The sequence below is a fragment of the Aestuariimicrobium sp. Y1814 genome, from assembly GCF_050113895.1.
Lineage (GTDB): Bacteria > Actinomycetota > Actinomycetes > Propionibacteriales > Propionibacteriaceae > Aestuariimicrobium.
The window spans coordinates 72,231-91,615 of the sequence record NZ_JBNJRW010000010.1; the positions used below are offsets into that span (position 1 = coordinate 72,231).

Annotated in this window: 21 protein-coding genes; 8 read left to right on the plus strand and 13 right to left on the minus strand. The window is 68.7% G+C overall.

What is annotated here, in order from left to right:
• The first annotated feature begins 7 nt into the window (after positions 1-7).
• Positions 8-2,242, plus strand: coding sequence for a murein biosynthesis integral membrane protein MurJ (gene murJ / locus ACQE3C_RS11915; RefSeq protein WP_434539399.1), 2,235 nt, complete (start codon positions 8-10; stop codon positions 2,240-2,242).
• Here the strand turns inward: murJ and ACQE3C_RS11920 are convergent.
• The gene (locus ACQE3C_RS11920) at positions 2,226-2,393 is read right to left on the minus strand and encodes a hypothetical protein (RefSeq protein ID WP_434539400.1); all 168 of its coding nucleotides are present in this window, start codon (positions 2,391-2,393) and stop codon (positions 2,226-2,228) included. The two genes, murJ and ACQE3C_RS11920, sit on opposite strands and share 17 nt — an antisense overlap.
• 27 nt (positions 2,394-2,420) lie before the next feature.
• On the opposite strand from ACQE3C_RS11920, the gene ACQE3C_RS11925 reads away from it, so the two are divergent.
• Entirely contained in the window at positions 2,421-2,852 is a 432-nt protein-coding gene (locus ACQE3C_RS11925) for a thioesterase family protein (protein ID WP_434539401.1), read from the plus strand.
• Between the two features lie 3 nt (positions 2,853-2,855).
• Here ACQE3C_RS11925 and ACQE3C_RS11930 read toward each other — a convergent pair whose 3' ends face one another.
• The 10 genes from ACQE3C_RS11930 to rfbB all read right to left on the minus strand — a co-directional run bounded on the left by ACQE3C_RS11930 (position 2,856) and on the right by rfbB (position 11,117).
• The gene (locus ACQE3C_RS11930) at positions 2,856-3,209 is read right to left on the minus strand and encodes a hypothetical protein (RefSeq protein ID WP_434539402.1); all 354 of its coding nucleotides are present in this window, start codon (positions 3,207-3,209) and stop codon (positions 2,856-2,858) included.
• A gap of 29 nt (positions 3,210-3,238) precedes the next feature.
• Positions 3,239-3,781, minus strand: coding sequence for a hypothetical protein (locus tag ACQE3C_RS11935; protein ID WP_434539403.1), 543 nt, complete (start codon positions 3,779-3,781; stop codon positions 3,239-3,241).
• 56 nt (positions 3,782-3,837) lie between these two features.
• Positions 3,838-4,626, minus strand: coding sequence for a hypothetical protein (locus ACQE3C_RS11940; RefSeq protein WP_434539404.1), 789 nt, complete (start codon positions 4,624-4,626; stop codon positions 3,838-3,840).
• 142 nt (positions 4,627-4,768) lie between these two features.
• Positions 4,769-5,881, minus strand: a complete 1,113-nt coding sequence (locus tag ACQE3C_RS11945; RefSeq protein WP_434539405.1) for an LCP family protein — start codon at positions 5,879-5,881, stop codon at positions 4,769-4,771.
• Entirely contained in the window at positions 5,874-6,767 is an 894-nt protein-coding gene (locus ACQE3C_RS11950; RefSeq protein ID WP_434539406.1) for a hypothetical protein, read from the minus strand. The genes ACQE3C_RS11945 and ACQE3C_RS11950 overlap by 8 nt, the downstream gene beginning before the upstream one ends.
• The gene (locus ACQE3C_RS11955) at positions 6,764-7,648 is read right to left on the minus strand and encodes a nucleotidyltransferase family protein (RefSeq protein WP_434539407.1); all 885 of its coding nucleotides are present in this window, start codon (positions 7,646-7,648) and stop codon (positions 6,764-6,766) included. The genes ACQE3C_RS11950 and ACQE3C_RS11955 overlap by 4 nt, the downstream gene beginning before the upstream one ends.
• Positions 7,645-7,917 carry a hypothetical protein gene (locus tag ACQE3C_RS11960; RefSeq protein WP_434539408.1) on the minus strand — a complete coding sequence of 91 codons (273 nt, stop codon included), beginning with the start codon at positions 7,915-7,917 and terminating at the stop codon, positions 7,645-7,647. The genes ACQE3C_RS11955 and ACQE3C_RS11960 overlap by 4 nt, the downstream gene beginning before the upstream one ends.
• Positions 7,914-8,684 carry an ATP-binding protein gene (locus ACQE3C_RS11965; protein ID WP_434539409.1) on the minus strand — a complete coding sequence of 257 codons (771 nt, stop codon included), beginning with the start codon at positions 8,682-8,684 and terminating at the stop codon, positions 7,914-7,916. Before ACQE3C_RS11965 ends, ACQE3C_RS11960 begins: the two co-directional genes overlap by 4 nt.
• Positions 8,681-10,072 carry a sugar nucleotide-binding protein gene (locus tag ACQE3C_RS11970; RefSeq protein ID WP_434539410.1) on the minus strand — a complete coding sequence of 464 codons (1,392 nt, stop codon included), beginning with the start codon at positions 10,070-10,072 and terminating at the stop codon, positions 8,681-8,683. Before ACQE3C_RS11970 ends, ACQE3C_RS11965 begins: the two co-directional genes overlap by 4 nt.
• 40 nt (positions 10,073-10,112) lie before the next feature.
• On the minus strand, positions 10,113-11,117 hold the full coding sequence (rfbB, locus tag ACQE3C_RS11975) for a dTDP-glucose 4,6-dehydratase (protein WP_434539411.1): 1,005 nt from the start codon (positions 11,115-11,117) through the stop codon (positions 10,113-10,115).
• Positions 11,118-11,207: 90 nt separating this feature from the next.
• Between rfbB and rfbA the strand changes: the two genes are divergently transcribed.
• Genes rfbA through ACQE3C_RS12000 form a run of 5 tightly spaced genes read left to right on the plus strand, consistent with a single transcriptional unit; the run spans position 11,208 to position 15,996 of the window.
• A complete protein-coding gene (gene rfbA, locus ACQE3C_RS11980; RefSeq protein ID WP_434539412.1) occupies positions 11,208-12,083 on the plus strand; it encodes a glucose-1-phosphate thymidylyltransferase RfbA in 876 nt (291 codons plus the stop codon).
• Positions 12,080-12,631, plus strand: a complete 552-nt coding sequence (locus ACQE3C_RS11985) for an acyltransferase (RefSeq protein WP_434539413.1) — start codon at positions 12,080-12,082, stop codon at positions 12,629-12,631. Before rfbA ends, ACQE3C_RS11985 begins: the two co-directional genes overlap by 4 nt.
• Positions 12,628-13,635 carry a CgeB family protein gene (locus ACQE3C_RS11990; protein WP_434539414.1) on the plus strand — a complete coding sequence of 336 codons (1,008 nt, stop codon included), beginning with the start codon at positions 12,628-12,630 and terminating at the stop codon, positions 13,633-13,635. Before ACQE3C_RS11985 ends, ACQE3C_RS11990 begins: the two co-directional genes overlap by 4 nt.
• A 23-nt stretch (positions 13,636-13,658) precedes the next feature.
• The gene (locus ACQE3C_RS11995) at positions 13,659-15,116 is read left to right on the plus strand and encodes a hypothetical protein (protein ID WP_434539415.1); all 1,458 of its coding nucleotides are present in this window, start codon (positions 13,659-13,661) and stop codon (positions 15,114-15,116) included.
• The gene (locus ACQE3C_RS12000) at positions 15,109-15,996 is read left to right on the plus strand and encodes a glycosyltransferase family 2 protein (RefSeq protein WP_434539416.1); all 888 of its coding nucleotides are present in this window, start codon (positions 15,109-15,111) and stop codon (positions 15,994-15,996) included. The genes ACQE3C_RS11995 and ACQE3C_RS12000 overlap by 8 nt, the downstream gene beginning before the upstream one ends.
• A gap of 20 nt (positions 15,997-16,016) precedes the next feature.
• Here the strand turns inward: ACQE3C_RS12000 and ACQE3C_RS12005 are convergent, their stop codons facing one another.
• Positions 16,017-16,817, minus strand: coding sequence for a capsular polysaccharide synthesis protein (locus ACQE3C_RS12005; protein ID WP_434539417.1), 801 nt, complete (start codon positions 16,815-16,817; stop codon positions 16,017-16,019).
• A gap of 148 nt (positions 16,818-16,965) precedes the next feature.
• On the opposite strand from ACQE3C_RS12005, the gene ACQE3C_RS12010 reads away from it, so the two are divergent.
• Positions 16,966-17,883, plus strand: coding sequence for a glycosyltransferase family 2 protein (locus tag ACQE3C_RS12010; protein ID WP_434539418.1), 918 nt, complete (start codon positions 16,966-16,968; stop codon positions 17,881-17,883).
• Here ACQE3C_RS12010 and ACQE3C_RS12015 read toward each other — a convergent pair.
• Entirely contained in the window at positions 17,877-19,340 is a 1,464-nt protein-coding gene (locus ACQE3C_RS12015; protein ID WP_434539419.1) for a sugar transferase, read from the minus strand. The genes ACQE3C_RS12010 and ACQE3C_RS12015 overlap by 7 nt on opposite strands.
• Positions 19,341-19,385 lie beyond the last annotated feature (45 nt).

The window sequence follows — 19,385 nt, forward strand, 5'->3', positions numbered from 1 at the left end:
GGCTGCGGTGACCGAGCACCCCCGTCGACCGGGACGTGCCATCCGAGGTCAGGATGGCACCCCGGCGCGTGGGCTCCCCGACGACCTCCACGACGACGAGTCATGGTCGGCATCCTCGGCGCCGATCCCGTCCAACCTGTTCCGGGACGACCAGCCTGCGCCCCCGACGCCCCCCGCCACACCGCCCCGCCGCGCCCGCCGGGCCGCAACGGACCCCGAGTCCCCGCACCCTGACTCCCCGGCGCCTGAGTCCCCGGCCCCCGAACCGGTCATCCCTGAACCGGTCGCGCCCGCACCATCGGTCCGCGCCCCCGAGCCGGACGACTGGGAACCCGACGACACCCAGGTCACCAGCACCCTCTACGTCAGCCTGAACGACTTCTTCGGCGGCGCCCCACCCCGGCGTGACCCCGTGCTGGCCAGCTGGGTCGAGGGCCCCGGGGGGCCCGAGGACGAGGACGACCACTACCTCCCGGAGCCCGAACCCGAGCCCGAACCGGAACCTGAGCCCGAACCCGAGGACCCGGAGGCGCGGCTCGAGACCGTCATCCGGCCCCGGATCACCCAGGAGGAACTCGACCGGATCAGCCGGGAGAAGGCCGCCGCTGCCCGGGCCGGGACCGGCGCGGTCGACGTCACCTCCACCGGTGAGGCCGCGACCGTCGCCAAGAACTCGGCGCTGATGGCCTCCGGCACCCTGGTCTCGCGGCTGCTGGGCATGGTCCGCACCGCGCTGCTGGCCGCCGCCTTCGGCGTCTCGGTGATCGGCGACGCCTTCACGGTTGCCAACACCCTGCCGAACTACGTCTACATCCTGCTGTCGGCCGGTGTGCTGAACGCGGTGCTGGTGCCGCAGATCACCAAGGCGATGAAGCGCTCCGACGGCGGCAAGGACTACATCGACCGCCTGCTGACCGTCTCACTGGTGCTGGTGGTCGTCACCGCCGCCGCGGCCACCGTGGCCGCCCCGCTGCTGGTGCGGCTCACCTCCAACCTGCCACCCGAGGCCTACGACGCGGCGGTCTTCTTCGCCTACCTGTGCCTGCCGCAGATCGCCTTCTACGGCCTGTACACCGTGCTGGGGCAGGTACTGAACAGCCGCGGCCAGTTCGCAGCGTTCATGTGGGCCCCGGCGCTGGCCAACGTCGTCCAGATCGCGGGGCTGGTGTGGTTCCTGGTCGGCTGGGGCGCGCAGGGCCCCGAGTCGGTCTTCACCCCGGCGATGATGTGGCTGCTGGGCCTGTCGGCCACCCTCGGCATCGCCGTGCAGGGCCTGTCGCTGATCATCCCGCTGTGGCGCGGCGGGTTCCGCTGGACCCCCCGCTTCGACCTCCGCGGCCACGGCCTGGGCAGCGCCTCGAAGATCCTCGGGTGGACCTTCACCGCGCTGGTGGTGGCCCAGATCGGCGGCTTCATCGTCCAGCAGGTGATGACCACCGTGCGTGGCAACGACCCGAACGTGCCCTCGGTACTGGCCCATTCGCAGGCCTTCCAGATCTTCATGCTGCCGCACTCGTTCGTCACGGTCTCGATCCTGACCGCGATGTTCCCCGCGCTGAGCCGCGCCCACCACGACGGTGCGCTCGGGCGCATGCGCGAGCTGCTGACCCGCTCGCTGAGCATGCCGGCGGTGGCCGTGATCCCGATGAGCGCGGCGATGATCGCACTGAGCTACCCGATCATCCGGGTGCTGCTGCCGGCCCGCGGCACCGACCACGTCGCCGTCGCCTGGATCCTGGCAGCGATGTCGCTGGGTGTGATGGCCTTCGGCATCACCACCCTGCAGCAGCGCTACTGCTTCGCCCGGGAGGACGGCCGGACCAACCTGTGGCTGCAGGGCCTGCTGACCGGCCTCCAGGTCGCCATCGCGATGCTGGCCTTCGTGGTGCCCGCCCGGTGGGCCGTGGTCACCATCGGGTTGGCGCAGTCCATCGCCAACATCGTCACAGCCGTGGTCTTCCTGCTGGTGGCCCGCCGACAGCTGGGTGGCCTGGAACTGCGCCCGGTCGCCTCGCTCTACGCGCGGCTGGGTGCCGCTTCGGCGGTCGCCGGCCTGGTCGCCTTCGTCGCCTCGTGGGGCATCGGACGACTCGGCAGCGGCGTCCCGGTGGCCCTGCTGCAGCTGGTCGTCGGCGGTGGGCTGTTCCTGGTCATTGCCTGGTTCGGGCTGCGCAAGCTGCAGGTCACCGAACTCGAAGACGTGCTGCAGCCGCTGCTGCGCAAGCTCAGGAGGGCGGGCTGACCTGCCCGCGGTTCTGCGGCAGCAGGGCGATCTCCTGCCAGATCTTGCGAGACATGCCCGACAACCGGGTGGCATCCAGGTCTTCGCTGATGGAGGCGCTGGTCAGCTCGAAGCCGCGATGGCCACGAAGACCAAGTTCGGCTGCGGTCAACGGGGCGCGGGTGGTTGACTCGGACCCATGATCGACGTCGGTTCCACTTCCACCATGACCTACACCGTGCCCGAGCAGCGCACAGTGCCGCACCTGTACCCCGAGGCCGCGCTGTTCGGCGAGATGCCGAAGGTGTTCGCCACCGGCTACCTGGTCGGCCTGCTCGAGTGGGCCTGCATGCAGCACCTCAGCGAGGCCGGCCACGTCGGCGACGACGAGATCTCGGTGGGCACCCACATCAACGTGTCGCACGTCGCGGCCACCGTGCCCGGGCAGGTGGTCACCGTCGAGGTCACCTGCACCAAGGTCGAGGGGCGGGTCGTCGAGTGGGACGTCACCGCCCGCGACGAACGAGACGTGATCACCACCGGCACCCACCAGCGGGCCGTGCTCAACCGCGGACGATTCACCGGCGGGGTGGAACGCAAAGCTGAAGAGCTGGGGTTGGCCTGGGGCTGAGGCTCAGGGTCGGCCGGCGGTCTTCCAGTTCTCGAAGTTCTTCAACACCAGCTCCACGTCCTTGTGGGGCTTGGCCTCGAACTGTTTGTTGAACACCGGCTTCATGCTCAGCCGGTCGACCAGCACCGTGCTGCCGTCGTTCTTGGCGATCCGGAAGCTGCTGAAGCTGCTGGTCGCCGGCAGCAGTTCGTCCACCTCGGGCCAGGGCACCTCGGTGGTCTGGAAGAAGCTGCTGCGCACGGTCAACCCACGCTCGTGGATGTTGACGGTGGCGGCCACCGAGACGACCACCAGCAGGACGCCGGCGAAGATCATGATGAGGCCGAGGATGCCGAAGGGGGAGTCCAGGCTCCTCACTCATGGGCACATCCTCCGGGTGGGTGTGCTCAGCGGGGCCGGCGGTGCTGCCACTGGGCGTAGTGGTCGAGCACGGCCTGCACGTCGGGGTGGTGGACCACGGTGCCGTCGGGGGCGCGTTCGCTCGGTAGCGCCAGCCGGGTGACGGCGGTGCGGCGGCCGTCGGCCTGGACGATCTCGAAGCGATTGCGGCTCGTCCAGCCCATCCCGGGTGGGACCAGGTGGGTGATCGAGCTCCAGGGGATCTGGCGGTTCACGAACCACGCCTGGCGCAGGCTCAGGCCATGGTCGTGCAGCGCGAGGGTGGCGCCACCCATTTGTCGAGCGCCCACCACTGACAGGACCAGCACGAAGATGGAGAGCACCAGCACCAGACCGGTGGCAGCCAGGACCGAACCGTGCCGACCGATCTGCCAGGTCAGCCACACCAGGTACAGCGAGAAGCCGATCAGGACCACGCTGAGCCCGGCACAGATCCACATCATCGCGAGGATGGTGCGTCCGCGCGAGGTGGCCGAGTACGGGCCGAGGTCCACACGTGCAGGGCCCAGGTCAACGGTGGGGTTGGTCATGACCACCAGTATGGTGCCGGCCCGGGCCAGTGCCTGCTGGTGCCCTGGCCAGGGTGTCAGCGGTCTTCCGCGCCGTCCTCGGGAAGGAAGGCGGGTGCCTCGGTGGACAGCTCCACCTTCTGGCGGGTCTCGGCCATCCGGCGCTGCTGGCCCGAGCCCGGCATGACGCAGTCGTTGTAGCTGATGTCGCCCAGGCCGATGTGCTGGTTCGCGGCAGTCAACCGCTGGCCGGCGACGTAGCGAATCTGCACCTGGGTGACCAACCCGGGCCAGGTCAGGCGCAGGTCACCCTGCCCGGAGCTGATCGGCGTGTCACCCGTGGTGATTGGGCGGAATCGGTCGTTCCAAGTCCCGGTGCCCTGGATGTTGCTGCCGCGCACGTAGGTGAAGCCCGGGGTCATGACCTGGACGGTGTCGTGCCACGAGCTGGTGCGGTCGATGTCGTGCAGCACGAAGCTCAGGCCCTCCACCGCGCTGGGGAAGGTCAGGGTCATCGTGATGTACGACCCCCCCGAGCGGTCGCCCGTCATCTCCATCTCGACGTAGTTCCAGGAGGGGTTGGTGTTGGTGGCCGCGACCAGGCCCGTGTCGCCCATCCCGCCGGTGGCGCCACCCCCGCTCCACGAGCGCGAGAATGCCAGCGTCGCCGTCATGCCGGAGGGCAGGAACGTGATGGTGGTCGGACGGGTGCCCGGACGCATCTGGTCGAAGTCGACCGTCGGGGTGCAGGGCGACACCGCAAACGCGGGCGCGGTGCCGGCGAAGGCGACCGCGGGCACCGACCAGGCGGCTCCCTGGACGAGTCGACGTCGGGTCACGCCGGTACGGTTCGGGGTTTCAGTCATCTCGTCCATCACTGTCCAGTTCACCGGGGCCCGAAGGCCAACGCTGTTACGGGCGGCACGCTAGACGGGGGAGCGTGCGCCCCCGCCAGTCCGTTTCAGCAAACCTTCAGGTACAACGGACATTGCGTCCATTCTGTTCCTGTCAGCGCTGGTATGTGTCCATCGTGTCGTTGCGCAGCGCTTCGGCGAGCAGCTTGATCTTGGCCTGGTCGACTTCCACGTAGGCCTGGCCGTCGCGGCTGGTGCCGTATCCCGACCAGGGCGCCATCATCGAGCGGATCTGGGAGCCACTGGTGATGCGCATCTGCATGCCGAGCTCGATGATCTTCTCGTTGGTGAGCCCCTCGTCCACGGTGAAGTTCGAGCCCAGCGAGGTGACCGCGTCGCGGAAGGTCTCGGGGCTGGTCAGCACGCCGCGTGAGAGCAGCTTCTCGACGACCGCCTTGATCACGTCGCGCTGGCGCTGGGTGCGGTCGAAGTCGTGGTTGGGCAAGCCGTAGCGGTTGCGGACGAACAGCAGCGCGGTCTGGCCGTCATTCAGTTCGACCTGCCCCTCGGGGAAGTGCACCCCGTCGATGGTGGAGGCGTGGTTGTTGTACACGCTCACCCCACCGATCGAGTCGATGACGTTCACGAACCCCTCGAAGTTGATCAGCGCGGTGTGGTCGATCGGCACGTTCAGCAGCTGCTCGACGGTCTTGACCGACAAGGCCGCCCCACCCCACGAGTAGGCGGCGTTGATCTTGGCGGTGCCATGGCCGGGGATCGGCACCCAGTAGTCGCGCGGCAACGAGATCAGGTAGGCCGACTTCCGGTCGCCGGAGATGTGCAGGATCATCAGCACGTCGGAGCGTCCGCGCTCGGCGGTGGTGCGCTGGTCGGTGCCCATCAGGGCGATGTTCAGCGGCGGGTACTTCTCACCCTCGGCGACCGGCACCTCCGCCGGGCGCCCCTCGTAGCTGAGGTCGATGAGGCCCGGTTCCCGCTTGACCTGGTTCATCCCGTCAAGGGCCGACTTGGTGTAGTAGGCGCCGACCCCGGCCACCCCGAGGATCATGGCGGTGATCAGGCCCAGCACGGTCAGCAGCAACCAGCGGTCCCGCAGGCGCTTGCGGCCGCGGCGGGGCTTGGCGGGGGCAGCCGCCGCGGCGGTCTCGTCTGGGGCCTTCGCGTCCGCACTGTCGGGGGCGTCGGCGCCCGGCTCGTCCGTGGGGCCCTGCTCATCCCCGAAGAACGGCAGCCTGTCGTCACTCATCGGGCCCTCCCAGCCGTACGGTCGCCAGTCGCTCCAGTATGACACCGAGGTCCGCATCGATCCTGGTGGCGCAGGCCCTGGCCGCCTCCTGCCCGCGGCGGTAGGGGTCGGCCACGGAGTCCTCGGGGTGTTGGGTGCGCCGCTGCCACAGGTGCTGGGCCACCTGTTCGCGGGTGGCTCCGTCGGGCAGGGTGGCCAGTTCGCGGGCCACGTGCCCCATGACGAAGCTCTTGCGGGCGAGTGCCGGCCACTCCTCCTGGATGAAGTCCCGGTGCCGGGCCGCCATCGCGATCACCAGGTCGGCCTGCTCGAGCATGGCGCGGGTGACCTGCTTGCCGCGGTGGGCCGAGGCGTCGACCCCGGCGGGCAGTTCGGCGGCCATCGGCGGGTCGATGAGCTCATCGGCCCAGCCGTGGGTGCCGGCGGATGAGAAGGCCAACCCCGGCACACCGGCCGCGGTCGCCACCACGTCGGCATAGGCCGAGCGGCAGACATTGGCGGTGCACACGAACAGCACCCGGAAGGGCTCCGGCTCGGGCTGAGCCGGGTCGGGGCCGGGCAGCCCCCGGGTGGCTCGTCGCGCGGGGGTGCCCGGCTCGTCGAGGTCATCGGGCCCACCGGCGGGATCGTCGACCAGCTCGACCAACCCGCCGTTGACCAGGTCGTCCACGAAGGCGCGGGTGCTCCGGGCGACCTCGTCACCCTCCTCGGGCCACCGGGCCACTGCCTCGGCCACCGGGTCGAGGCCCTCGGCGAGGTCGGTGAAGATCAGCGCCGCGGAACCCTCCAGGGCGATCGGGTGACCCCCGGGCAGCCGCATGGCATAGACGGTGCCGGTGGACTCGTCGAGCACCCAGGCGCAGTCCCGGGTCGGGTTCGCCTTCATGAGCGCCGGTCCTTCCCGAACCGGTCACGCACTTCGGCCAGGGCAAGCCGGTAGCGCTCCCGGGTGGCCGCACGAACCTCGGCGCGGGTGGGTTCACGGCCCAGGTCAAGTCGCATCCGGTCGGTGTTCACCCGGGTGGCACGCACCAGCACCGACAGCTTCTGCCGCGGGGTGCGGGCAGCCTCCCACCGGGCGACCCACTCGTCGGTGCGGGTGTGCGAGCCCGGTGTCGAGAACTGCTGCCACAGCCGGTAGCTGGGGTGGTCGCGGTACTGGTCCAACTCGCCCAGCGCTGCCGCCAACCCCACGGTCGCGTCCAGTTCGGCAGCGCGTCGCCGTACCCGTTCGCGGACGACGTCGTCGGCCTCGTCCCAGACCCTGCGCTTGTCGGCGTTGTTCACCCCACCGGAGCGACCGGCGTGCAGCAGCAGCACCAACCGCTGGTCGTCCACCGAGGGGGTGGCGCAGCCCTGGTGGGCGATCCGCTCGTGGTCGCGTCGTTCCCACAGCGAGGCGAAGGCCAGCTCGGGGTCGGCCTCGATGCCGGGCATGAACAGGTGGATGTCGGCATGCCCCAGGTGGTCAGACCAGATGTTCGCGGCGTGCTCGAAGGGTGACCCGGTGGTGAACCTGGAGCGCTGTTCGCAGCCGGCCGCGACCAGGTGGGCGAGGAAGCGTTCCGCGTCGACCGGGCGCACCAGCACATCGGCATCGGTCGAGCGCCGCGGCACCGGGCCGGCCTCGTCGTGGTGCCACAGGTCGGGGTGCACTGCCGGACCCTTGATGTGCAGGATGTCGATGCCGTGGTCGTCGGCCACGCGCTGCAGGAAGGCGTGCATCAGGTGGGTCAGCAGGTGCACCGGCACCGTCGGGGCCCTCATGGGTGCTCCTCGGCCAGCACGCCGACGCCGAGCAGGGCGTTCACCGCGTCACCGACCAGGTCGTCCGCGCTGCCCCCGGGGGCCGGGCCGAAGGCCGCCACGCAGGCATCACGCAGTTCGGCCAGGGTGCGCGGCTGCGCGCAGGCCTCGATCACGGTGATGCCGATGGGCCCGATGCGCAGCAGTTGCGAGGCGGTCAGCACCAGGCCCTGGTTGTCGATGACCAACATGTCGTTGAGTTTGTCACCCTGCCGGTAGCGGGTCGTCATGCTGCCCCCAGGATGTCGGCGACCGCGGGCAGCAGTTCGGTGTGGTCGGGGTAGGTCCAGCGTTGCGCACCGCCGCCGATGGCCAGCAGGTCGGCCAGCCTGTGCAGTGCCCGGGGCACCTGGCTCAGTGACGAGGTCTCGTTGATCAGCGCCTCGATGGCCCCCAGCGTGTCAAGGTCGTCGACGGTCAACCCGGTGGCCTGCGGGTCGCGGGTCAGCAGCACGAGGCGCGCCAGCCGGGGTTCACCCGGGGCGGGCAGCAGGCCCAGCGCGTCGGGGGACAGTTCCCGCTTCGGGCCGGGCTCCCCGGCCGGACGACGCAGCGAGATCGGCTTGGGGTAGGGCTGGATGAGCCCGTCGGCGTCCAGGCCGATGGTCTCGTCGCTCAGGTAGCCGTACTGCTGGCCGAGGGCTCGGGCCAGCGTCGACTTGCCCGTGCCGCCGGGGGCCACGAAGACCAGGCTGGCGCCGGTCGTCGGGTGGGCGAGGCCACCGGCGTGGAACATCACCAGCTCGCCGCGGCGGGCCCCGATGAGGGCCTGGGTGACCCGCTGGGTGACCCAGACCATCAGCTCGTCGGGGGACTGCGCCGTCAGGGCAGCGGTGACGGTGTCGGCCACCGGTGCGGTGTCGTCGAGGCGGCAGCGCGACCAGGCGGTGGCCAGTTCTTTCCACAGTGCCTCGTCGGCCTCAGTGCCCTGGCTGCCGTCGCCCAGTTCGAGCGCGACGGCGGTGCCCAGGCCGTGCAGCACCATGCGGCGGGTCACGGCAGTTCCGCCAGGTAGGCCACCAGGCGCTCGTCGGCGGCGGCCGGGGTGAACCCGGTGGCGGTGATCTTGTCCAGCGACAGGGCGCTGTGGCGTGGGCGTGGGGCCAGGTCCTTGCCCTGGGCGTAGGTCTCGGTGCTGACCGGGGTGACGTCGCCGGGGTCTCGTCCGCGAAGCTCGAAGATGCGGGCCGCGAGCTGCGCCCATGAGCGGACCGGGCCGGAGTTGGTGAGGTTGTAGGTGCCCGGGGCCGCGCCGCTGTCGAGCAGGTGCACGATGCCGGCGGCCAGGTCGTCGGCGAACGTCAGCCGACCGAACTGGTCATCGACGACCTGTGGGTTGATGCCCCGCGCGGCCAGCCCGGCCATGGTGGTGACGAAGTTGCGGCCCTCACCGATCACCCAGCTGGTGCGCACCACCCAGTGCTGCTCGACCCCTGCGGCGGCCAGGTCACCGGCGGCCTTCGACTGTCCGTAGACCCCCAGTGGGGTGGGCGGCTCGGTTTCGTCGTGCACCTCGTGGGTGCCGTCGAAGACGTAGTCGCTGGACACGTGCACCAGCCGCAGCCGGTGGCGGCGGGCGGCGGCGGCCAGGTGGGCGACGGCGGTGGCGTTGGTGGCCCAGGCCGCCGCTCGTCCGTCGGGTGTTTCGGCCAGGTCGACACCGGTGTGGGCGGCGGCGTTGATGATCGTGTCGAAGCCGCTGAAGTCGAAACCGGCGACGGCGGCGGCGTCGGTGATGTCGAGGTCGGTGTGGCCGAGCGCGACAGCGTGGGGCAGATGGCGCTGCAGTGCTCGTCCGAGTTGGCCGTTGGCGCCGACGACCAGGGTGCGCCGTGGGGGCATCGCGGTGACCTCGGCCAGCGGCGGGTGCTGCTGGTCGGCGCTCGACAGCTCGCACTGGTCGGCAGGGATGGGCCAGTCGATGCCCAGCGCGGGGTCGAACAGGTTGGCGTAGGTGTAGTGCTCACGGGCGGCGGCGCTCCAGTGCTCGTTGACGAGGTAGGCGTAGGTGGTCGCGTCCTCGAGGGCCTGGTAGGAGTTGCCGACACCGCGGGGCACGAACACCGCCGTCTCGGGGCCCAGCTCCAGGGTGACGACGGTGCCGAAACTGGGGCCCTCACGCAGGTCGACCCAGGCCCCGAAAATGCGCCCGGTGGCCAGGCTGACCAGCTTGTCCCACGGTTCGGCGTGGATGCCGCGGGTCGCGCCCCGGCTGATGTTGTGCGACATGTTCTGCTGCACCGGCCCGAAATCGGGCAGCCCCAGCGCGGTCATCTTCGCGCGCTGCCAGTTCTCCTTGAACCAGCCGCGGGCGTCGGTGTGCACCGGCAGGTGGACGACCAGCAGCCCGTCGATGGCGGTCGTCTCGATGCCCAGTTCGTTCACGGTCACTTCTTCCTCGTCGCCGGCCCGGTTGCTGGCCCGGTCACTGGCCTGCCGCGGCGTACTTGGCCTCGGTGGCCTGCTTCATCGGACGCCACCAGTCCTCGTTGGCGCGGTACCACTCGATGGTGGCGGCCAGGCCCTCGCGGAAGCTGGTGAACCGGGGCTGCCAGGACAGTTCCTCGCGCAGCTTGGTCGAATCGATGGCATAGCGCAGGTCGTGGCCGGGACGGTCGTTGACGTGGTCGTAGGCGTCGCGGGGTTCGCCCATCAGTTCCAGGATGAGTTCGATCACCGACTTGTTGTCGAGTTCTCCGTCGGCGCCGATCAGGTAGGTCTCACCGGGTCGACCGGCCTCGATGATGCGCTGCACGGCCGCGTTGTGGTCGTCGACGTGGATCCAGTCGCGCACGTTCAGCCCGGCGCCGTACAGCTTGGGCCGCTGCCCGTCGAGGATGTTGGTGATCTGGCGGGGAATGAACTTCTCGACGTGCTGGCGGGGGCCGTAGTTGTTGGAGCAGTTCGAGATGGTGGCGTGCACCCCAAAGGAGCGCACCCAGGCGCGCACCAGGTGGTCTGAGCCGGCCTTGCTGGCCGAATAGGGGCTCGACGGGTTGTAGCGGGTGGTGGGCGTGAACCGGGCCGGGTCGTCGAGTTCAAGGTCGCCGTAGACCTCATCGGTGGAAATGTGGTGCAGTCGCTTCTGGTGGCGTCGGACCGCTTCCAGGATGCTGAAGGTTCCCAGAAGGTTGGTCCGAATGAATGGGGACGGATCGTGCAGCGAGTTGTCGTTGTGGCTTTCCGCCGCGAAATGGACGACCACGTCATGGTCGGCGACCAGGTTGTCGACCAGCTGTTCGTCGGCCACATCGCCCTCGACCAGGTGGTAGCGGTCGGGGGGCAGGTCGGCCAGTGAGCTCGGCTGCGCGGCGTAGGTGAGCGCATCCAGCACCGTCACGTGGTCGGCGGTCGTCGCCAGGTGCCGACGAACGAAGTTCGACCCGATGAAGCCGGCCCCGCCGGTGCACAGAATGTTCACGCCCGTCATCCTAGGCCGGATGGGTGGGGGCCCGAAATGGCGGCCATGCTGAATGGGTGGGGCTGTTCAGGTCGCGCCAACGATGGAATGCTGTGGCGCATGCGCGGCATCATTTTGGCCGGCGGGACAGGTTCTCGCCTGCACCCGATCACCCTGGGCACCAGCAAGCAACTGGTGCCGGTCTATGACAAGCCAATGATCTACTACCCGTTGTCGACGTTGATTTTCGCCGGCATCCGCGAGGTGCGGGTGATCACCACACCGCACGAGGCGGCGAGCTTCCGCCACCTGCTCGGCGACGGCTCGGAGTTCGGCATCGAGATCAGCTATGCCGTGCAGCCCGACCCCGGTGGGTTGGCGCAGGCCTTCACGATCGGTGCCGAGTTCATCGGGGGCGAGAAGGTCTGTCTGGTGCTGGGCGACAACATCTTCTACGGGCAGGGGCTGGGCACCCAGCTGCGCAACCGGGCCGACGTCGAGGGGGCGGCGATCTTCGGCTACTGGGTGGCCGACCCGACGGCCTACGGAGTGGTCGAGGTGGCCGACGACGGCCGGGCGATCACGATCGAGGAGAAGCCGACCCACCCGAAGTCGCACTACGCCGTGCCCGGGCTCTACTTCTACGACAATGAGGTCGTGGAGATCGCACGCATCCTGAAGCCGTCGTCGCGCGGTGAGTTGGAGATCACCGACGTCAACCGCACCTACCTGGAACGTGGGCAGCTGCAGGTGACGGTGCTGCCGCGGGGCACCGCCTGGCTCGACACCGGCACCTTCGACTCACTCAACGACGCGTCAAACTTCGTGCGGACGATCCAGGCCCGGCAGGGGTTGCAGGTCGGTTGCCCCGAAGAGGCCGCCTGGCGGATGGGCTTTCTGGACGACGAAGGGCTGCTGGAGCGGGCGAACCGGTTCGCGAAGTCGGGCTATGGGGCCTACCTGGCCCAGCTGGTGGCGATGGGGAGTGGTAGGTGAACGTCGCGCGGACATTCGTCGAGAAGCTGCCGGGGCTGCGGTACCGGCGTTCGCAGGCCTGGATGGTCGTCCTGCGCAGGGCCTTCGCCCACATCGGCCGGGGGACGGTGATCGTCAACCCGATGACGCTGAGCGGGGTCTCCAGGATTCGGATCGGTGCACAGACCATCATTCGTGACGGGGCGTGGCTGGCCACCGAGGGGGAGACCTCGTCGCTGAGCATCGGTGACAACAACTACATCGGCCACCGCTGCCACCTGCACTCGATCGACCCCGTGAGCATCGGCTCGGGCTGCGTGTTCGCCGACAACGTGCTGGTGACCAGCACGGATCACGAGCGCGGCAACCGCCATGGTGTCACCGGAACGGGGCCTGTCGTCATCGGTGACGGCGTGTTCCTGGGGCAGAACGTCGTGGTGCTGGGCGGCGTGACCATCGGTGACGGGGCCACGGTCGCCGCGAACGCGGTCGTCACCAAGGACGTCGCCGCCAACACGGTGGTGGGGGGCATCCCGGCCCGACAGATCGGCACGAAGGCCCCGGTGTGAAAGCTCGAAGACTGCTGCTGGTCAGCCCGACCTTCCACGGGTACTGGCGCTCGATCGAGTCGGCGTTCCAGCAGTTGGGCTATGACGCCAGCACCTACTGCTACGACGCAGCCCCCAAGGCCGAGAAGCTGTGGAACAAGGTGCGCCACGAGCTGCCGGCGAAGCTCCGGGGCCAGCAGAACCACCTGTCGCCCGACCTCGTCAGCTCGCGTGCAGCGGCGGCGGTGCGTGCCGCCCGACCCGACATCGTGCTGGTGGTGCGCGGTGACGTGCTGACCACGGCCTTCTGGGGCGAGGTGCGCGAGCTGGGTGCGGTGCCGGCGATGTGGTTGTACGACGAGCTCAGGCGCATGCGTTATGACCCCGACACCATCGGTGAGTTGGCCGCGATCGCCACGTACAGTTCCGCCGATGCGGCGCAGTTGCGGGACAAGGGTGTGGCGGCGCTGCATGTGCCGCTGGCGTTCGACCCCGAGGTCACCCCGACGCCGACAGGCCCGACGGGGGAGTTCAGCTTCATCGGGGCGCGCTACGGGCGGCGTGAGGAGTACCTGCAGGCGCTGGTCGAGGCCGGCCTGCCTGTGCGGGCGCACGGTCGGGACTGGTCGTCGCACCTTGTTGACCGGGCCCGCACGTTTCGGCTCGATGCGCCGGCCGTACCGGCCGGGCGTGACCTCGACCTGCCCGATGCGTACGGCGTGATGAAGGCGGGCCTCGGCACGTTGAACGTGCACGGTGACCAGGACGGGTTCACGATGCGCACCTTCGAGGCGTCCGGGGTCGGGGCCGTGCAGCTGGTCGACCGGCCCGAGGTCGAGCACTACTACGACCCGGGGCGTGAGGTGCTGGTGTTCACCAACCCGGACGAGCTCGTGCGAGCGTGCCGGGACGTGCTGGCGGCACCCGAGCGGATGACGACGCTCCGGGAGGCCGCGATGGCGAGGACGCGGGCAGAGCACACCTTTGTGCACCGGGCCCGGTCGCTGGAAGCGTTGTGGGCATGATGGACACCCCGCGCAGGGGTCCCGTGGCTGCCGCGATCACTGTCGGTGCCGTCGGGCTCGCTGTCTTCGGGGTGGGTGCTGCGCTCAACACGCCGACGATGCCCGATGGGCCGTTCGGGCTGTGGGCCCCGTTCAGGCAAGGCGGTGGGCATCGTGCCCTGGAGCTGGCTGCCAGCGCCCGAATGGTGGGGGTGGTGGTGCTGTTCGGGGCATGGTTCGCCCTGCGAAACCAGCGGCGCCACCTCCTGACGCTCACCGCGGCAGTGTGGGGCTTCACGCTGATGCTTCTTCCCCCGGGTGCTGGTGATGTGTACAACTACGTTGAGCAGGGCTGGCTCGTGCTGCAGGGTCTCGACCCGAGCGTTGTTCCGTCCGGCAGCGTGGCCGGTCCGTACGCCGATTGGGGTGGGTCGTGGACGGGCACGACGGTTGCCTATCCGCCGGTGGGGCTGGCGCTGCAGGCCGCTGTGGTGTGGGTCTCGGCCGGACATTCCTGGCTGGCCCTGGTGCTGATGAGGTTGCTGTGCGTGGTGGCGCTGGCGGCCCTCTGGGTGCTGATTCCCCGACTCGCTGATGTGTTTGGCGTGTCCCCCCATCAGGCCACGTGGGCAGTGGCGCTGAACCCGATGCTCTGGGTGCATGGCATCGCTGGCATCCACCTCGACCTGGTGGCGGTGGCGCTCGCTGCGGCCGCACTCTGGATTCTGATGTCGACCACGGGTCGCCGTTCGGGTCGCTTCGTGCTGGCCGGAACCCTGGCCCTGCTAGCCGTGGGCATCAAGCCCCAGGCTGCGCTGGTGCTGTGCTTCTCCGTGCCGCTGGTCGTCACCGTGGCAGGTGGGTGGCGGCGCCGTCAGCTGATGCACGCCGTGGTGAGCGGATTGGTGGTTGCCGCGCTCGTGGGCATCGTGGCGCTTGGGTCGCGGTTGAGTCCCTTCGGTGCCCACTGGACTGGGGCCACCGGCGACCCGTCGTGGGCTTCGTCCTCGATGTGGTCGATCTTTGCTGACGTGGCCGGTCGAGTCGGCGGGCCTCTCGAAGGCGTGCATGGGCAGCTCGCCCCACATGCGATGTTGTGGTGCAGCCTCGCTGCGGTCGCAGTGTTGCTGGTGGTGGCCCTCACCGTGGAACTCCCGGATGCCCCGATGTTTGCGGCTTTGACGCTGCTCGTCGTGTGCATCATCGGGCCCGCTGGCAGGCCTTGGTACCTGCTGCCGGCAGTGCTCGCGCTGGGGCTGGTCCGCTGGACCTCAGTCAGACAGGCAGTGGTGACGACGGTGGTGCTGGTGGCCTTGTCGGGCGAGATGTTTGTCACCATGAGCTATCTGGGCAGGCAGGCTTGGTCATGGGGTCTGGCGACGGCGATGGTGGTGACCATCTGGATCGTGCGTGTTTCTGTGGACGGACCCCCGCAGGCGAGATCCAGGTCCCTGCGCGATGAGTTGCTTGACGAACAGAACAAGGGGGCACCTCGTGGTTGAGGTTTCAGTGATCATCCCGGTGCTGAATGGGGCCTGGTGCATCGGTCAGCAGTTGGCGGCACTGGCTCGGCAGACCACCTCGCGATCCTTCGAGGTGGTGGTGTGTGACAACGGGTCGGTCGACTCGACGACGCAGGTGTGCCAGATGTGGGTCGGCCGGGTACCTGGCCTGCGCATCGTTGATGCCAGCGATCGTCGATCTGCCTCCCATGCCCGCAATGTCGGCATCGGCGCCGCTCTCGGCCAGGTGCTGTTGTTCTGCGATGCCGATGACATGGTCTCCGATGACTGGGTCGAGGTGATGGCCTCGTACGTGCGTCCGGGGGCGATGGTGAATGGCTGGGGCGACTACACCCTGTTGAACTCGCCGGACAGCTACCAGGGTGCTGGGCTCACAGACGGGCTCATCATGCGGTGCGGGTTCAAGCCGGGCATTGAGTCCGGGAACCTTGGCGTGTCGGCCCGAGATGCCAGGGCGGTCGGAGGGTTTGATGAGAGCTATCCCTACGCGGAGGACATCGACTTCGGGTGGCGGGCCCAGGTGGCCGGCGTCGAGTTGAGCTCAGTGCCGGCGCTCGTGCATTACAGGGTGCGGGCAGGAGCCAAGGACGTTTTCCGCCAGCATCGGCGCTGGTCCATCTACAGCATCATGCTGCGTCGGCGCTGGGTCGATCAGATCCCACCCTCATACAGCCTGCGGTACTCCGTGATCGAGTTCGTCCGCCAGTCAGTCCTGTTCCCCGCCCGATGGGCCACCACCCGTGGTCATGGGCGCCGAGAACTGCTGCGGCAGTACGGTACTGCCGTGGGGGAACTGGAGGGCCTGCTCCGGTTCAAGGTTCTTGGGAGTCCGCCGGGGCCAGACCTGGCAACCTTTTGACCACCTCGCGGTAGCACCGCCTAACGGTAGTTCCGCAGTTCAGGGGTCAGTTCTCCGTCGAGCAGCAGGTGTGGGCCGTACTTGAGGCTCAGCGGATGAGTGATGTTGTAGGCAAGTTCGCCCCAGCCGATGGGGTGGTCCCTGGGGATCTCGTAGGGCGAGGTCGCGGGGAATCGCTGCAGGGGGTCCAGCCAGTAGGTCAGCCGCGCGTGCTGTTCCTCGTACCAGTCGCTCGTGAAGGGCGAGTAGGCCTTCATGGCGTAGGCGCTGGCCCCCAGCAGTCGCGTGTAGTGGCGGACCAGGTGCTTTCCCAGAACCCCGGGCTCGAGGGCAACGTACCGGGTGGTGACTTCGGGGTAGCCGGCCACCCACAGGTCGTCGCGCTCGTTGAGCCTGTCCAGGGTGGCGTCCCATCCCACCGTCGTGGGCTTCAGGTCCAACCACACCCCGCCGTGATGGTGCAGCAGGTAACACCGGACGTAGTCCGACTTCTGCACCGGCCCCAGGCTCTCGAACCCGGGGTGGATCGGGTGCCCCTCCACCAGATGCTCCGGGAAGGAGTCCATCGTGACGAGTTCCACCTCGAAGCGCGGGTGCAGCCTCCGGATGGAGCGCAGCGAGTCCCGCCGGGACTGGGTCATCTCATTGTCGCCCATCCAGGCAGTCCAGATTCGTCGCGGTGCGGGCCCCGGGGTGCTCGTGATCAGGCTCGGCCGGCGGACGAAGTGGTGCGGGTAGTAGCCGGGGTCGAACTCATAAGGTGCCAGGCGTTCGAGTCGGGCGTAGACCGCATCCCGGGCGGCGATTCGTCGTGGTTCCACGACGCGTTGGTTGACGGATCGCCAGGCGTGTTTGGCCCTGCGTGCCCGGCCCAGCAGGTCAGAGCGAACCTTTGACAGCCCCATGGGGGCACTCTAGCGCCACCATTCCTGGGTGGCTCCTCCGATAGGGTGCATTTCAGGAGGGGCAATGGAGTCCGTGGATGTTTCAGTGGTTGTGCCCTGCTACAACGCGGCCCACCAGATCGCAGATCAACTGGAGGCGTTGGCGCGTCAGGTCAACCCACCGGCCTTCGAGGTGGTCGTCGTGGACAACCGATCCACGGACGGGTTGGACCAGGCCTGTGCGCCATTCGCCGGCAGCTTACGAGTTCGCATTGTGAGGGCGTGGGAGCGCGCCGGGGTGTGCCACGCCAGAAATGAAGGTGTTCGCCACGCGGCCGGGGCGACTGTCCTGATCTGTGACTCCGATGACATCGTGGACGAGCATTGGGTGCGCGCCATGAGCGCCGCGGTTGGTCAGGGCGGACGAATCGTCGCGGGGGAACTGGTCTATGACCGGCTCAACTCCGATCTCCAGCGGCAGGTCCTGGACGGAATGGGGGTTTGGCAGCCCGCGCCGTACATGGGATACCTCCCGTTTGCCTTCGGATGCTGCCTGGGGATCACCCGCGAGGACTACCTCGCCATCGGTGGCATGGACGAGTCCATGGTGGGCGGTTCCGATGACGTGGACTTCTCCTGGCGCGCCCAGGAATCCGGCTTGGCGTTCGTCCATGCCGAGGAAGCCCAGGTGCACTATCGCCTCCGAGAGAGCCCTGCCGCTGTGCTGCGCCAGCGCCGTGCCTACCAGCGGGGTGATGTGCTGCTGTGGGTGCGGTCCATGCAGGCCGGGCGACCCGTCTCGGGCAAGAGCTTCAAGTGGAGCCTGCAGGAAACGCTGCGCGCGGGCGTGGCCGGCCTGAGGTGGATACGGATGAACCCGGAGCAGCGCTTGGGGTGGGCGCGCCGTTTCGGTGGTGCACTGGGGTCACTGGAGGGGCATGTGCGCTACCGCCTGCTCGGGCGTGCGCCGACCGTAGTTCTCGCGCACCCAAGTCCTCAGTAGGCGCCGCGTGAGCTGAAGACGGCCTTGGCGGTGCGGGCCATGATCGCCAGGTCCTGCACGAAGGCCCAGTTGTCCACGTAGTAGAGGTCGAGGCGCACTGCTTCCTCCCAGGGCAGGTCGGATCGGCCGGACACCTGCCACAGGCCGGTGAGGCCGGGACGCACCGCCAGCCGGCGCGACACGTCGCCTTCGTAGCGGCTCACCTCCGACTCCAGTGCCGGTCGGGGGCCGACCAGGCTCATCTCGCCGCGCAGGATGTTCCACAGTTGCGGCAGTTCGTCGATGGAGTAGCGACGGATCACTCGGCCGACCTTGGTGACCCGGGGGTCACGCTTGAGCTTGAAGAGCAGTCCCTCGCCGTCATGGCTGTCGATCGTCTTCTTCAACTCGTCGGCATTGGTGACCATGCTGCGGAACTTCAGGCAGTGGAACAGGACGCCGTCCTTGCCGACGCGGGTCTGCCGGAAGATCACCGGCCCAGCATCCTCGCGCTTGATGGCCAGAGCAGTGACCAGCATCAGCGGGCTGGCCAGCACCAGGCCCAGGGAGGCAACGATGATGTCGAAGCTGCGCTTGACCCAGCGCCCTGCCCGGACCGCCTGGGGCTTCGCCACCGTCAACAGGGGCACACCAGCGATGGTCTGCATGTCGACCCGGGTCGAACTCAGCTCGGTCAGCGACGGAACGACGATCAGCTGGGCATGTTCTCGTTCCAACTCGCGGGCAAGCTTGTTGAAGTCCTGGGACTCGCGGAAGGACCCCTCCAGGAAGATGACGGCGCGAGCACCGGACTCGTGGACTGCCGACAACGCATCGTGCGGCGTTCCCAGCACCGCGATCTCATGAGGCAACTCGTAGCCCGTGTCATGGGTCAGGGCACCGACAACGTCGTACCCGATCCACGTTTCACGGTGGAGCACCTTCGAGAAGTCGCTGATGCGGAACGGATCGCCCACCACGAGGACGGGCAGGCGCATGGCGCCTCGACGGCGCGCGGCATGGAGTACTCGGCGCATCAGCAGTCGGCCCAGCAGCAGTGCCGGTGTGCCGATGATGAAGGCCAGGAAGAAAAAGGCGCGAGACAGCGGGTAGTCGGCCAGGTAGGCAGAAATGCCGATCACGGCCGCGGTCAGCACGCTGGCGCGGGCCACCACGCTGTACTCGGTCGTGCCGGCACCCAACAGGCGCTGGCGATAGGCACCGCTGGCGACCAGGGTCACCAGCCAGGTGCCGATGAACAGGGCCATGACAGGGGCGACCAGCGTCATCACATCGCCGGTCGGCCCGAACAGGGTGAGCTGACTACGCAGGTTCAGGGCCAGGGTGCAGGACAGCGCCACGAGCACCGCGTCGACGGCGAACAGGGTCAGGGCGACCGTCCAGCGGCCTTGGTGGTGAGCACGATGAGCCCCCTGCAGGAGGGGGCGTGAGGGGGCCGGTACCAGGACTTGGCCCAAGAGACTGCTCCTTCGGGATCCGATCGCGTACCACGGGCGCGCTGT

Bases quoted from the DNA above. Each gene is read 5' to 3' on its own strand.
- ACQE3C_RS11925 (WP_434539401.1), top strand. From the start codon at position 2,421: ATGATCGACGTCGGTTCCACTTCCACCATGACCTACACCGTGCCCGAG.
- ACQE3C_RS11935 (WP_434539403.1), bottom strand. From the start codon at position 3,781: ATGACCAACCCCACCGTTGACCTGGGCCCTGCACGTGTGGACCTCGGC.
- ACQE3C_RS11940 (WP_434539404.1), bottom strand. From the start codon at position 4,626: ATGACTGAAACCCCGAACCGTACCGGCGTGACCCGACGTCGACTCGTC.
- ACQE3C_RS11945 (WP_434539405.1), bottom strand. From the start codon at position 5,881: ATGAGTGACGACAGGCTGCCGTTCTTCGGGGATGAGCAGGGCCCCACG.
- ACQE3C_RS11950 (WP_434539406.1), bottom strand. From the start codon at position 6,767: ATGAAGGCGAACCCGACCCGGGACTGCGCCTGGGTGCTCGACGAGTCC.
- ACQE3C_RS11955 (WP_434539407.1), bottom strand. From the start codon at position 7,648: ATGAGGGCCCCGACGGTGCCGGTGCACCTGCTGACCCACCTGATGCAC.
- ACQE3C_RS11960 (WP_434539408.1), bottom strand. From the start codon at position 7,917: ATGACGACCCGCTACCGGCAGGGTGACAAACTCAACGACATGTTGGTC.
- rfbB (WP_434539411.1), bottom strand. From the start codon at position 11,117: ATGACGGGCGTGAACATTCTGTGCACCGGCGGGGCCGGCTTCATCGGG.
- rfbA (WP_434539412.1), top strand. From the start codon at position 11,208: ATGCGCGGCATCATTTTGGCCGGCGGGACAGGTTCTCGCCTGCACCCG.
- ACQE3C_RS12010 (WP_434539418.1), top strand. From the start codon at position 16,966: ATGGAGTCCGTGGATGTTTCAGTGGTTGTGCCCTGCTACAACGCGGCC.